Consider the following 13,416-nt stretch of genomic DNA (forward strand, 5'->3'; position numbering starts at 1 on the left):
GGCCCGCCGTCAGGGCCGCCTCAGGGCTGCGCCGAGGCGCCGGGGCCGCGCACCCGCCGCCCCGGCCGGAGGCGCGCCGTTGTCAGCGGCGCCAAGGGCCCGTCACCGCGAACGTGGTGCCGGGGTTGTAGCAGTTGACGTACATCGTGTCGCCGTCGGGGGAGAAGGTCACACCGGCGAACTCACCCCACTCGGGCTCCTCCGGGGTGCCGATGTTCTGCCGGCCGCGGGCCATCGCGTACACCTCGCCGCGCCGGGTCACACCGAACACGTGCTGGGCGCCCTCCCCGTCCTCGCAGACCATCAGGCCGCCGCTGGGAGCCAGGCAGATGTTGTCCGGCGACTCACCCGGCAGCTGGAGGTCGGTGTCCGGGCCGAACACGATCACCAGGGTCAGCCTGCGGCGGTCCGGGTCGTAGCGCCAGACCTGCCCGTAGTGGTCGGCCGCCGAACCCGCCGACCGGTGCGCGAAGGACGACACGAAGTACACCGACCGGCCGCCCCAGTAGCAGCCCTCCAGCTTCTGCGCGTGCGTGATGCCCCCGCGGCCGAAGTCCTGGAACCGGATGGGCGTCCCCGCGGCCAGCGGATCCGGTACGTCCACCCACTCGACGCGGTCGAACTCGGCGCCGATGTCCTGGATCGTGGACAGGTCCGGCACCCCGGGCACCCGCATGGCCTGCAGCCGGCCGCCCGCGCGCAGCGAACCCCTGCCGCCCAGCGGCCTCTCGGGCAGGAAGCGGTAGAAGAGGCCGAACGGCTTCTCGAAGGCGTCCTCCGTCTCGTACACCACGCCCCGCCGGGGGTCGACGGCGATCGCCTCGTGCTGGAAGCGGCCCATCGCGGTCAGCGGTACGGCTCCGGTGCGGTGCGGGTCGACCGGGTCGACCTCGAAGATGAAGCCGTGGTCCTTGGTGTAACCGTTGGTGCCGGCCTTGTCCTCGGTCTCCTCGCAGGTCAGCCAGGTGCCCCAGGGCGTGGGCCCGCCCGCGCAGTTCACGGCCGTGCCGGCGATCGCGACGCGCTCGGACAGCACGCGGTTGCCGGAGTCCAGCGTCAGCGCCGTACAGCCGCCCTTGCCGGCCGGGTCGTAGGTGAGGCCCTCGACGGTCGGGACCGGGATCTTGCCGTCGGCGCGGTTCTCGTGGTTGCGGACCAGGTGGACACGGCCGGCCCGGCCGCCGAAGGCCGACATGCCGTCGTGGTTGGAGGGGACCTTGCCCTCACCCGACCGGAGTTCGTCGCCCTGCCGGGACAGGACCCGGTAGCGGAACCCCTTCGGCAGATCGAGCAGGCCCTTCGGGTCGGGGACGAGCGGGCCGTAGCCCTCGTGGCCGAGAGGCTGAGCCGCGGCCGTGCCGGCGAAGAGCTCTGACAGGGCGCCGGAGAACGCGATCCCGGCGCCCACGGCACCCGTCCCGGCGAGCACCTGACGTCGTGTGGCGATACGACCGGATGTGGTCATGGGGAAACCTTCCTGCTGGCGGACAGGAACAGTGATCCCGCTGTGTCTATCACCTGGTGCCGGTCGCGGGAACCACGCGCGTAGCGCGCGTCACTGCTCGACCGCGCGCCGCAGTTCCTCCATGGCCCTTTCCTCCTTGTCCACCGGGGCGTCCTCCGCCGGTGGCGGCCGGTCCTCCTCACGGCCCCGCTCCAGGAACCGCAGGAGCTCCACCGGGATGGGCAGCACCAGCGTGGAGTTCTTCTCCGCCGCCACGGCCATCACGGTCTGCAGCAGCCGGAGCTGGAGCGCCGAGGGCGTGTCCGCCATCTGGTGGGCGGCCTGGGCCAGTTTCTTCGAGGCCTGGTACTCGGCGTCGGCGTTGATCAGACGCGCGCGCCGCTCGCGATCGGCCTCGGCCTGGCGGGCCATGGAACGCTTCATCGTGTCGGGCAGGGACACGTCCTTGATCTCGACGCGGTCGATGGTCACGCCCCACTCCACGGCCGGGCTGTCGATCATCAGCTCCAGCCCCTGGTTGAGCTTTTCCCGGTTGGACAGGAGGTCGTCCAGCTCGCTCTTGCCGATGATCGAACGCAGCGACGTCTGCGCCATCTGGGAGACGGCGAAGCGGTAGTCCTCGACGTTGACCACCGCGGCGCCCGGGTCCACGACCTTGAAGTACACGACCGCGTCGACCCGCACGGTCACGTTGTCGCGGGTGATGCCCTCCTGGGCGGGCACCGGCATCGTGACGATCTGCATGTTGACCTTGCGCATCCGGTCCACCGCGGGGACGATCATGGTGAACCCGGGCCGGCGTACCTCACTGTGCAGCCGGCCGAGCCGGAAGACGACCCCGCGCTCGTACTGCTTGACGACTCGTGCCGCCGCGCCCAGATAGACCAGACCCGCGGCTCCGGCGGCCAGTACCGCCGCGACCACCTCTTGGAGCATGACGACCTCCCCGTTCAGAGGTCCCGTTTCGTCTGTTGCTGTAACGATATGCCTGGAATCGGGATCGGGGCCATGCCTGCGGGACCGGAACGGCTCCCGACAGACGAAGGTCCGGGGCGCGCAGGTGCTGCGCGCCCCGGACCAGGGGATCCGGTGTTCCGGCCGGGCCGCTAGGGCCTGTCGTTTGGATCATGCCGGCGTCGCGGGGCGTGGCACGCGCATCTGCCGCGTTGTCGTCGGTTGTCGACGCTCCGCGTCGCCGCCCTCCTCCGCCTTGCATCTGCACGCACCACGCCCCGCTCGGGTCGGCCGAGAGGCGCAGTCGCTCTCGGCCGACCTGATCCAAACGACAGGCCCTAGGAGGCCGTGACCTTCTCCGCCTCCACCGACTGCTCGGGTTCCGTCACCTTCACCGGCTCGGTGCCCGTCGCGCTGTGCCGCTCGGCCCAGCTCTCCAGGGCCGTGCGGCAGGCGTGGTCGAGGTGGTGCAGGCCCTTCAGGTCGAGCTCGACCGGACGGTCCTGCGGCAGGCTCTCCAGGCTGTCCAGGATCTTCGGCAGCCGCAGGAACGTGGCGTTGCCGGACAGGTACGCCTGGATCGGGCCCGCGCCCTTGTCGATGATCTCGAGCCTGACGTGCGAGGCCTCCCAGGCGGTCTTCACGACCGACAGGGCCAGACCGATGAGCACGCCCTCGAACATGTTCACCGCGACGATCGACACGGCGGTGACGACGAGGATCAGCGCCTCACCCTTGTGAGCCCGCCACAGGGCGATGATCTGACGGAACGGGATCAGCTTCCAGCCGGCGTGCACCAGGATGCCGGCCAGGGCGGGAACCGGGATCAGGGCCAGGGCCCACGGCATCGCGGCGGCGAACAGCAGCAGCCACACGCCGTGCAGCACCCGGGATGCCTTGGTCTTGGCGCCCGCGTTGACGTTGGCGGAGCTGCGCACGATGACCGCGGTCATCGGCAGCGCGCCGAGCAGACCGCACAGGGTGTTGCCCGCGCCCTGGGCGATCATCTCCTTGTTGTACTCGGTGCGCGGACCGTCGTGCAGCCGGTCCACGGCCGCCGCACTGAACAGGCTCTCCGCGGAGGCGATCAGCGCGAAGGCGATGACGGTGCCCCAGATGGCCGGGCTCGCCAGCTCGCCGAAGGCCTCGGCCCCGGGCGGCTGGATGACACCGAGCAGACCCTCGACCTGAACGGTGGCGACCGGCAGGCTGAAGGCGAGCGTGGCCACCGTGGCCAGGACGACCGCCGCGAGGGCGCCGGGCACGGTCTGAACCGCCTTCGGCAGCTTCTTCCACAGCACGATGACGGCGATGGTGCCCGCGCCGATCGCGAGGGAGGCCAGGGCGCTGGTGCTGCCGAGCGCGTCCGTGAACGCCCCGGGCAGGCCCGCGATCTTGCCGAGCCCGGACTCCGGGGCCTTCAGGCCCGCCGCCGCGTAGATCTGGCCGGCGATGATCACCAGTCCGATGCCGCAGAGCATGCCCTCGACGACGGAGACGGATATCGCCCGGAACCAGCGACCTATCCCGAGGAAGCCCATGGCGAGCTGGAGCAGCCCGGCGAGCAGCACGATCACGCCGAGCGTGGCCACTCCGAACTCGCTGACGGCCTCGAAGACCAGCACGGTGAGGCCGGCGGCGGGCCCGGACACCTGAAGGCTGCTGCCGCGCATCAGGCCGGTGACGAGCCCGCCCACGATGCCGGTGATGAGGCCGAGCTCCGCGGGAACCCCGGAGGCGACCGCCACACCGACACACAGCGGCACCGCCACCAGGAAGACGACGATCGAGGCCAGGAAGTCCTGCTTCAGATAAGGGAACTTGGTCATGGTCTCCCTCACAGGGTCTCGAAGGAGTCGGTGTCCGCGCGGTGTTCCCGCACGATGCCGGTGTGCACCTCGTAGTACCAGGCGCGCAGCCCGAGTCGGCCTTCGGACAGCCGGCGTTCGATGCACGGGTACGACCGCAGGCGCAGCACCTGGGTGAGGGCGTGGTTCTGTACGGCTTCGGCGACCGTCGGGTCGGCCGGATCCTCGCACTTGGGCTGATCGGCGGCGTGCGCGAGCCAGTCGCGCACCGCCGGTACGGCGGCGAGGTCGTCGCCCCGCACCACCGCGCCGACGGCGCCGCAGTGCGAGTGGCCGCAGACCACGATGTCCTTGATGCCCAGCACCTCCACGGCGTACTCGATGGTCGCCGCCTCGGAGGTGGGGTGCTCCAGAGCGTACGGGGGGACGACGTTGCCCGCGGTGCGCAGCTCGAAGAGCTCGCCGGGCCGGGCGCCCGTGATCAGGGCCGGTACGACCCTGGAGTCGGAGCAGGTGATGAACAGGACGTCGGGGGACTGGCCCTCGGCGAGGCGGGCGAACTCCTCAGGGCGCTGTCCGAACATGCGGGCGTTGTCGATGAGGGGTTGCATGAGTGTGGTGATCCTCCTGGCGCGCGTGGGGGCGCGTCGGACGGGCATGACAGAGGTGGGGGTTGAACTGCTCTTGCTGCTCAGCAGCGGAAGACCTGGAGCGCTGCCGGTGTGTGCGACGCCGAGGATCTCGACGTGCGTTGGTGCGCGTCGCCGGGTGCGGACCGGTCCGGTGCTGTCGGCGGGATGTGCCGCAGCGGTGTCCGCTCGGGCGCCGAGGGCGCGTGGTCGGTGTGGTGGAACCGGTCGCGGGTCCGCAAGGGGCCGGTCGGGCCCCGTGGTGTTCGGCGCGGCAGGTGACCGTCTCGTCGCGCAGAGCTTTCCCGGAGGCCTTGAGTCCGGGGCGCGAAAAGGTGCCGGAGGGTTCAGTTCCGGGCTGAGCCTTGGCCTCGGCTTTACGGGATGTGTGCGCGGATGCGAAGGATGCCGTGGGTGCGAAGAACTGAAGGGCGAGCAGGACTGCGGCGAGGATCGACACCACGGTCCGTGCCGTCGTACCTCGGTACATGCGCCCCCCTTCCGGTGACTCACGCATCTAGCGCTGACCAACACTTGGTCAATGACTGGTCAAGAAACACGTTAACCCTGCAAAGTCGTTTGCAGGGTTAACTTAACGTTTCAAGCTGAAGAGAGCCTGAAAACCGTGGGTGGGCTGGCGTGAACCAGCCCTTGTCGCACGGCAGTCGGGCGCGATATCGGGTTGTGGGTTACCGGGAGTTCGCGAGTCGTCCCGCGTCGCGGGCCAGGGCGGTGAGCCGGGAGATGGCCCGGAAGTACTTCTTGCGGTAGCCGCCGTTCAGCATTTCCTCGCTGAACAGCTGGTCGAAGGGCAGGCCCGAGGCCATCACGGGCACCTCGCGGTCGTAGAGCCGGTCCGCGAGGACGACGAGCCGCAGAGCCGTCGACTGGTCGGGAACCGGCCGCACCCCGGTGAGGCACACCGCCTCGATTCCGTCGGTCAGCGCGCCGTATCGGCTGGGGTGGACGCGGGCCAGGTGGTCCAGGAGGGGCGAGAACGCGTCGAGGGAGGCGCCCTCGGTGGCGTGGGCGGCCTTGGTCACCTGCTCGTCGGAGTACGGCGGGGGCGCCTCGGGCAGGCCGCGGTGGCGGTAGTCCTCGCCGTCGATGCGCAGCGGGCGGAAGTGGGCCGACAGGCCCTGGATCTCGCGCAGGAAGTCGGCCGCGGCGAACCGGCCCTCACCGAGCTTGCCGGGCAGCGTGTTGGAGGTGGCGGCCAGCGCGACGCCCGCGTCGACGAGCTTGCCGAGCAGGGTGGAGACCAGGACGGTGTCGCCCGGGTCGTCGAGCTCGAACTCGTCGATGCACAGCAGGCGGTGGCCGGACAGGGTCTGGACGGTCTTCTGGAACCCGAGGGCGCCCACCAGGTTGGTCAGCTCCACGAAGGTGCCGAACGCCTTGAGCTCGGGCTCGGCCGGGGTGGCGTGCCACAGCGAGGCCAGCAGGTGGGTCTTGCCGACGCCGTAGCCGCCGTCGAGGTAGACACCGCGCGGTCCGGCCGGGGCCTTCTTCGCCGCCTTGCCGAACCCGAACAGCCGCCGCTTGCCGGAACCGCCCGCACCGTGGTCGAGTCCGGCCGCGAAGCTCTCCAGGACCCGGACGGCCTCCGTCTGGCTGGGCTGGTTCGGGTCCGGGATGTACGTGCTGAAGCGCACCGAGTCGAACCGCGGCGGCGGAACCATCTCGGCGACCAGCCGATCCGCGGGAACATGCGGCTCACGCGCGCACAGGGAGAGGGGGGCCGCGTCGGTTATCGGGCCGGTACCGGAGGGGGCGGGGGAGGAGGACACGGTTCACCATGCTAGAGCCTGTCCGGCGGGCCGAGCCGTGCCGGATCCGGCGTTGACCTGGTGACGCCCGAGAGCGGGGTCCGGTGCGTCCAGCTGCGGGGCGGAGGAGGGCGCCGATGCGATGGGGGTCCCCCCTGCTCGAGCGAAGCCGAGAGCTCGGGGGAATCGGCTGACGGCAACGCCGCAGATGGGCGTGTCAGACCCCGCGGCCACGGCTCGGCCCGCCGGACAGGCGCGCAGGCGCGTGGAACACTGCACGGCATGCGACGTCTGTTCCCTGTGACCGATGAAACAGCGGCTCCGGCCCCCGGTGAGGGGGCGGTGGGCGGTGACGGGCGGGAGTGGGGCCTGGAGGAGCTGGCCGCCGCGTACGCGTATCCCGAGCCGGGCCCCGGGGGCCCGCGGCCGTGGCTGCGCGCCAACATGGTGTCCACGCTGGACGGGGCCGCCCAGCACGACGGCCGTTCGCAGCCCATCTCCAGCGCGGCCGACATGCGGATCTTCGGCACGCTGCGGGCGCTGGCGGACGTCGTGGTCGTCGGCGCGGAGACCGTGCGGCAGGAGGGGTACCGCCCGGCACGCGCGCGGGCCGAGTTCGCCGCGTCGCGCGAGGCGGCCGGGCAGGCCCCCGCACCCGCGATCGCGGTGGTCACCGCCGGCCTCGACCTGGACTTCTCGCTCCCGCTGTTCACCTCGCCCCTGGTGCCCACCCTGATCCTCACCGGAGCCTCGGCCGCCCCGGACCGCGTCGCCGCCGCCGAGAAGGCCGGCGCGCGGGTGCTGACCGCCGGGGAAGGCATCGGCGTGGATCCGGCCCGTGCCGTCCGGGCCCTCGCCGATCTCGGCCACACCCGGCTGCTGACCGAGGGCGGCCCCCGGCTGCTGGGGCAGCTGGTGGCGGCCGGGGTGCTCGACGAGCTCTGCCTGACCGTCTCCCCGATGCTCACCGCGGGCGACGCGCAGCGCATCGCCGGGGGCCCCGCCGTCACCGTGCCGCGCCGCTTCCGGCTGGTGTCGATGCTGGAGGAGGACGGCTTCCTGTTCACCAGGTACGGACGGTCCTGAGGCGTACTGAAGCGCCGGACACGGGGTACAAGGTGCCGACGGCGGGGATGTCCGGCCGGCCGGTACGTCCGCAAACGGGGACGATGGTCGCCATCCGTCCGTTCATTGACGAAATATGCCGTTCCGTTTGATTTCCGGGGGGCACACTGGATCCGGCAGTACCCGTGCGAACACGGGGCAGGATGGTTTCCGCAGGGCCCGGCACGGCCCACGGTGGAGTGGGGGCCGCAGGCCCTCGGAGGAGAAGGGGCGCCTGGTGTTCACAAGCGTACTGATGATCGAGAAGGCGCTGACGTCCGCCGACGTGGAGTTCGTCACCACCTTGCACGGGGAGGAAAGCGTCTCCTTCCAGGTGCTGCTCCAGCCGCGCGGCGAGCAGGCGGACCGGCTGCTGCGGGCCATCGACGACGTGGCGCTCGGCGAGCTCGACGAGGCCGTGCGCGAGGGGGAGACGCCGGAGGGGCAGGAGGCGCTGAGTGTGGGGCAACGGGCGCTGGAGGTCTCTCTCGCGGCGCTGCGGGCGTCCGGGAGCGCGGCGGAAGGGCGGTTGATCGAGGACCATCCGCTGGACTCGCTGAAGTCCCTGGTGGCGGAGGTCGGGGCGGACGAGGTCATCGTGCTGACCGATCCCCACTACGTGGAGGAGTTCTTCCATCGGGACTGGGCGTCCCGGGCGCGGCACAAGGTGGGCGTGCCGGTGCTGAAGCTGTTCTCGCACAGCAAGGCGTAGGGGAGGGCCGTTCTGTTTCGTCGGGTGCGGGTCGTTCGTGGTTGATCGCGCCCGCGCGGCGGAGCCGCACATCGATACAGCCCCGCGCCCCGGGGTTGGCACGCCCCTACGCGCTCCTGAAATAGGCTGGGTGCGCTCACCGTCGTCACCCGAACTTGGAGACCCGCATGGCACCCGGCCTTCCCCCCGCCATGGACCGACCGCACTTCATCGGTATCGGTGGGGCCGGGATGTCGGGAATCGCGAAGATCCTCGCGCAGCGCGGGGCCGGCGTGGCGGGCAGCGACGCCAAGGAGTCGGCGACGGCCGAGGCGCTGCGGGCCCTGGGCGCGACCGTGCACATCGGGCACGCCGCCGAGCACCTCGCGGACGACGCCAGCTGCGTGGTCGTGTCGTCGGCGATCCGGCAGGACAACCCCGAGCTGGCCCGCGCGGCCGAACTGGGCATTCCCGTGGTGCACCGCTCCGACGCGCTCGCCGCCCTGATGACGGGCCTGCGCCCGATCGCGGTCGCCGGTACGCACGGCAAGACGACCACCACCTCGATGCTGGCGGTGTCGCTGAGCGCGCTGGGCCTGAGCCCGTCGTACGCGATCGGCGGCGACCTGGACGCGCCCGGCTCCAACGCGCTGCACGGCGAGGGTGAGATCTTCGTCGCCGAGGCGGACGAGTCGGACCGCAGCTTCCACAAGTACGCGCCCGAGGTCGCGATCGTCCTCAACGTCGAGCTCGACCACCACGCCAACTACGCCTCGATGGACGAGATCTACGAGTCGTTCGAGACCTTCGTGGACCGCGTCACCCCGGGTGGCACCCTGGTGATCTCCGCCGACCACGAGGGCGCGCGGGAGCTGACGCGCCGGGTCGCGGGACGCGATGTGCGGGTGGTGACGTACGGCGAGTCGCAGGACGCCGGCGTGCGCGTCCTCTCGGTCGTGCCGCAGGGCCTGAAGAGCGAGGTCACCGTGGTGCTGGACGGCGAGGAGCTGACCTTCACGGTCTCCGTCCCCGGCCGGCACTACGCGCACAACGCGGTGGCCGCGCTCGCGGCCGGTGTGGCGCTCGGCATCCCCGCCGAGGAGCTGGCCCCCGCGCTGGCGGCGTACACAGGAGTGAAGCGGCGGCTCCAGCTGAAGGGCGAGGCCGCGGGCGTGCAGGTGATCGACTCCTACGCGCACCACCCCACCGAGATGACCGCCGACCTGGAGGCCATGCGCGCGGCGGCGGGCGACTCCCGCATCCTGGTCGTCTTCCAGCCGCACCTCTTCTCGCGGACGCAGGAGCTGGGCAAGGAGATGGGCCAGGCGCTCTCCCTGGCGGACGCGTCGGTCGTGCTGGACATCTACCCGGCCCGTGAGGACCCGATCCCGGGTGTGACGAGCGAGCTGATCATCGACGCCGCCCGGGCGGCCGGTGCGGACGTGACGCCGGTCCACGACAAGGCGGACGTCCCCTCGGCGATCGCGGGAATGGCGAAGCCGGGGGATCTCGTTCTCACCATGGGAGCGGGCGACGTCACCGACCTCGGCCCGCACATCCTGGACCGTCTGTCGAACTGAGGGGCTGGTAGCTCATGGCGTACGACGTCGACAAGCCGGACGAGCAGTGGCGCGCGGAGCTGAGCCCGGGCGAGTACGCGGTGCTGCGCCAGGCGGCCACGGAGCCCGCCTTCACCGGTGAGTACACGGACACGAAGACCCAGGGCGTCTACTCCTGCCGTGCCTGCGGCGCCGACCTGTTCACCTCGGGGACCAAGTTCGAGTCCCACTGCGGTTGGCCGTCCTTCTTCGATCCCAAGGACACCGACGCGGTGGAGCTGATCGAGGACCGGTCCCACGGCATGGTGCGGACCGAGGTGCGGTGCGCGCGCTGCGGCTCGCACCTCGGGCACGTCTTCGAGGGCGAGGGGTACTCGACCCCCACGGACCAGCGGTACTGCATCAACTCCATCGCGCTGCGGCTGACGCCCGAGCAGGGCTGAGGCGGCGCTCAGCCGATCCGGCACTCCTTCTCGGTGAGGCGGTCCGTGTCCCCCGCGGTGCGGCTGCACACCACGCGGGTCGTGGAGGTGCCGTCACCGGCGCGGCGGACCTCCTTGAGGACGATGCTGTGCCCGGTGCGGTCGCCGTACAGCGGCGCGCGGGTGAAGTCGATGGTGCCGGTGGCCATGCCCTCGATCTTGACGTTGCGCAGGTTCACCCAGGTCGAGGCGCGGCTCTGCGGCCGGTCGTCGCGGGTGGCCGCCCAGAACAGGGCGCGGGTCGCGTCGTGTGCCAGGGCGGTCTGGCCGCTGGCCAGGGCCGGGCTGTCGTAGCGCAGGCGGCGGCCTTTCAGCCCCGGCAGGTACTTCGCCGCGTCCAGGTAGAAGCCGGTCCTGGTGGCGGCCGTCCGCAGCTCGGCCAGGGCCGCGTGGTACAGCGTGACCTCCGGTGCGAGGGAGGCCCCGCCGCCGGTGAAGTCCGCCTTGGACAGGTCGTCGCCGGTGAGGATGGCCAGGGGCTTCCCGGCGCAGCCCGACTCGGTGCCCAGCTGGGCCATCAGGGGGTCGACGTCCTCCACCCGGCCCGCGAAGTAGATCACGGACGGGACCCTGCCGTCACTGCAGATCTCCTGGGCGTGCGAGCGGAGTTCGGGCTTGCCGCCGCTGAGGGTGTAGCGGCGTGAATCGAGCAGGGTGAAGCCGTGTCGCCGCAGCATCCGCTCGCCGTAGCGCGCCTGTTCGTCGGTGTAGACGTCGTCGGTCTTCGCCGTGTCGCGGGCGAGGACGAGGGCGTACTGCCGTCGGTCCGGTGTGCGCAACTGAGCGGCGATCAGGCCGAGTTGCCGGGTCTGCCACTCGTCCGTGGCGGCCAGGCTGAACCAGTTGGCGAACTCGCGGGGCAGATAGGTGGCGGAGTTCGTGCCGGAGACGACAGGCAGACCGGCCTCCATCAGGGTGCGCGTCGTCGCTCGGCTCGACTTCAGGTCGCGGCCGGTACCGACGACCCCCACGACGGTCGGGTCGTGGGCGGCGTATGCGGCGATCTGCTCGGCCATCACCTTCTGGCGGCCCAGGTCCACGCCGCCGTTGGCGATCAGGACGCGCAGCTTCACGCTGGAGTTCTCATTGATGACGGCCTGCGCCAGATATACGCCCGCGAGTTCCTCGGCGCCCTTCACGAGCGAGGAGCCGGCCGCCGGGTCGGCGCTGAGCGGCCCGGCGTAGACGACGGTGACGTACTTGCCGGCGTGGTGGGCCAGGACGTCCGCGTTCTGTCCAGCGATGCGGTCCTCCAGTTGGTCCACCGTCCAGGGCTTTTCGTCCTTGGCCTTCAGCATCGCGACCTCGCCGCGGGGCTGGGGCGCGGGCAGCCAGTCGGCGAAGCGGACGCCGTCCGTGGCTATGCCGATGCACTCCGTGCCACCGCCGGGCGTCTGCTCGCGCCGGGTGTCCCGGTTGGCCGTCAGCACGGACGCCGAGCAGTACTGGTCGTGCAGGGCGTCGGCCCGCATCACGGTGCCGACGGCCAGCAGGGCGATGACCAGGACCAGGGTGTGCAGGGCCCACACCAGCCGGGCGAGCGTGGGCCGGGCGGACGCCCGCAGATGGCGGCGGTGTTCCTCGACCGGGTCGAGCTGGTCGTGCGGCAGCGGGATCTTCATCACCCAGGGCAGGACGGACCGTTCCCGGCTGGGCGACTGCTCGGCGCGCAGGTTGCGCGCCCACTCCCGGTACCAGGTGCGCAGCCGCTCGCCGAACTTGGGCGGTGCGGCCTCCGGGGCGGGCGCCGCCTGGACCACGCTGCGCTCCAGGCGCGGTACGTCGTCCGTGCGCACCGCGGCGACCACGAGCAGCGGGTCGAGCTCGCTGCGCCGGCTGCGGACGTCGCTGACGGCCCGGATCAGTTCGATGCCGCCGTTGCGGTCGTCCGCGTGCGGCAGGAACAGCATCGGCGGGCGGGGCCGCTTGAAGCCGCGCAGGTCCCAGCTCCAGCGGCGGTGGTTGTCCCGCAGGTCCTCCCGCAGCGCCAGCACGCACAGCTGGAGGTGGAAGTCACCGCCCGCCCGGAGCGCTTCGGCCACGTCGTACGCCCGGGCCGCGATCGCCTTCCAGGACCGCACCGGCCGCAGCAGCGAGACCTCGGTGGGATCCTCCTGGACGGCCGCCGCCCTGAGGAAGGTCGTCGTCATGAACCAGCGGCTCTCCCGGCGCAGCCACAGGAAGATCGGCGCCCGCCCCGGCAGGACGTAGTTGAGGACCGTCAGCAGGAGCAGGAAGACCAGACCGGCGCCCACCGCCACGTACCACTCGCTGCGGGCCAGCAGTGCCGCGAGCACGGTCACGAGGCTCGCCGGGAGGATGTGCGCCATGTCGAACAGCGGCAGCCCCGAGTGCCAGCGCGCGGTGTTCTTCGGCCGCCAGCGCTGCTGGGCCAGCTGGTTCAGCAGCCGCTGCCGCTGGTCCTGCCCGGCCTCGGGGCTGCCCGGGGCGGGCGCCGGCCAGCTGTCTCCGAGTGCCGCGACCGCGTCGTCGATGGCGTGCACCAGCCGCAGCCGCGGGAACGCGTAACGCCGGTAGACGGCCTTCGGGCCGCCCCATTTCTTCGGATCGCTCAGCGCCCGCACCATGGCGGCGGCCCGGCGCACCTCCGTGGCACCCTCGTAGGCGTCCTGCGCCACCGCGCAGCGCGTGCCGTGCGCCTCTTGGCCCGCGTACAGCTGCCGGACCAGCCCGGCCACCGCGTCATCGTCCCCGCTCTGCTGCCCGTGCACGACGAACACCGGCATCGGCGGTTCGATGCTCGTGCGGAAGTCCTGGATGAGGATCTCGAGCTGATTCTGGAGATGGACGCCGGCACCGCTCTCCGGATTGCCGTCATGCCCCCCAGGGCAGTCCGGCGGCGTGCGATCGTCGTTCACCATGGGCAACCCCCGTTCACCTTCGGTGACGAAGAGGCTAGCGGGTGCGCGTGGGGTGGGTGTGGGTGACGGACGA

10 protein-coding genes are annotated in these 13,416 nt (G+C 71.4%); 4 read left to right on the top strand and 6 right to left on the bottom strand.

Going from position 1 to position 13,416, the window contains the following annotated elements; all coding sequences use genetic code 11:
• Window positions 1-82 precede the first annotated feature (82 nt).
• The 5 genes from SSQG_RS30350 to zapE form a co-directional block, all read right to left on the bottom strand.
• On the bottom strand, window positions 83-1,465 hold the full coding sequence (locus SSQG_RS30350) for a PhoX family protein (RefSeq protein ID WP_003993761.1): 1,383 nt from the start codon (window positions 1,463-1,465) through the stop codon (window positions 83-85).
• A gap of 90 nt (window positions 1,466-1,555) precedes the next feature.
• A complete protein-coding gene (locus SSQG_RS30355) occupies window positions 1,556-2,401 on the bottom strand; it encodes a slipin family protein (protein ID WP_003993762.1) in 846 nt (281 codons plus the stop codon).
• Between the two features lie 356 nt (window positions 2,402-2,757).
• Window positions 2,758-4,248, bottom strand: coding sequence for a SulP family inorganic anion transporter (locus tag SSQG_RS30360; protein ID WP_003993763.1), 1,491 nt, complete (start codon window positions 4,246-4,248; stop codon window positions 2,758-2,760).
• Window positions 4,249-4,256: 8 nt separating this feature from the next.
• Window positions 4,257-4,838: a carbonic anhydrase gene (locus SSQG_RS30365; protein ID WP_003993764.1), complete on the bottom strand. Its 582-nt coding sequence runs from the start codon at window positions 4,836-4,838 to the stop codon at window positions 4,257-4,259.
• A 707-nt stretch (window positions 4,839-5,545) separates the two neighbouring features.
• Window positions 5,546-6,646, bottom strand: a complete 1,101-nt coding sequence (zapE, locus tag SSQG_RS30370; RefSeq protein WP_003993765.1) for a cell division protein ZapE — start codon at window positions 6,644-6,646, stop codon at window positions 5,546-5,548.
• 261 nt (window positions 6,647-6,907) lie between these two features.
• On the opposite strand from zapE, the gene SSQG_RS30375 reads away from it, so the two are divergent.
• The 4 genes from SSQG_RS30375 to msrB all read left to right on the top strand — a co-directional run bounded on the left by SSQG_RS30375 (window position 6,908) and on the right by msrB (window position 10,422).
• Entirely contained in the window at window positions 6,908-7,711 is an 804-nt protein-coding gene (locus tag SSQG_RS30375) for a pyrimidine reductase family protein (protein WP_003993766.1), read from the top strand.
• Window positions 7,712-7,967: 256 nt separating this feature from the next.
• Complete coding sequence (locus SSQG_RS30380) at window positions 7,968-8,441, top strand: hypothetical protein (protein ID WP_003993767.1); 474 nt, start codon at window positions 7,968-7,970, stop codon at window positions 8,439-8,441.
• 167 nt (window positions 8,442-8,608) lie between these two features.
• Window positions 8,609-10,000: a UDP-N-acetylmuramate--L-alanine ligase gene (gene murC / locus SSQG_RS30385; protein WP_003993768.1), complete on the top strand. Its 1,392-nt coding sequence runs from the start codon at window positions 8,609-8,611 to the stop codon at window positions 9,998-10,000.
• A gap of 14 nt (window positions 10,001-10,014) precedes the next feature.
• The gene (gene msrB / locus SSQG_RS30390; RefSeq protein WP_003993769.1) at window positions 10,015-10,422 is read left to right on the top strand and encodes a peptide-methionine (R)-S-oxide reductase MsrB; all 408 of its coding nucleotides are present in this window, start codon (window positions 10,015-10,017) and stop codon (window positions 10,420-10,422) included.
• 8 nt (window positions 10,423-10,430) lie between these two features.
• On the opposite strand, the gene SSQG_RS30395 is transcribed toward msrB, so the two are convergent.
• Window positions 10,431-13,343, bottom strand: coding sequence for an ABC transporter substrate-binding protein (locus SSQG_RS30395; protein WP_003993770.1), 2,913 nt, complete (start codon window positions 13,341-13,343; stop codon window positions 10,431-10,433).
• Between the last annotated feature and the right edge of the window lie 73 nt (window positions 13,344-13,416).

This window comes from Streptomyces viridochromogenes DSM 40736 (assembly GCF_000158955.1).
Classification (GTDB): Bacteria; Actinomycetota; Actinomycetes; order Streptomycetales; family Streptomycetaceae; genus Streptomyces; species Streptomyces venetus.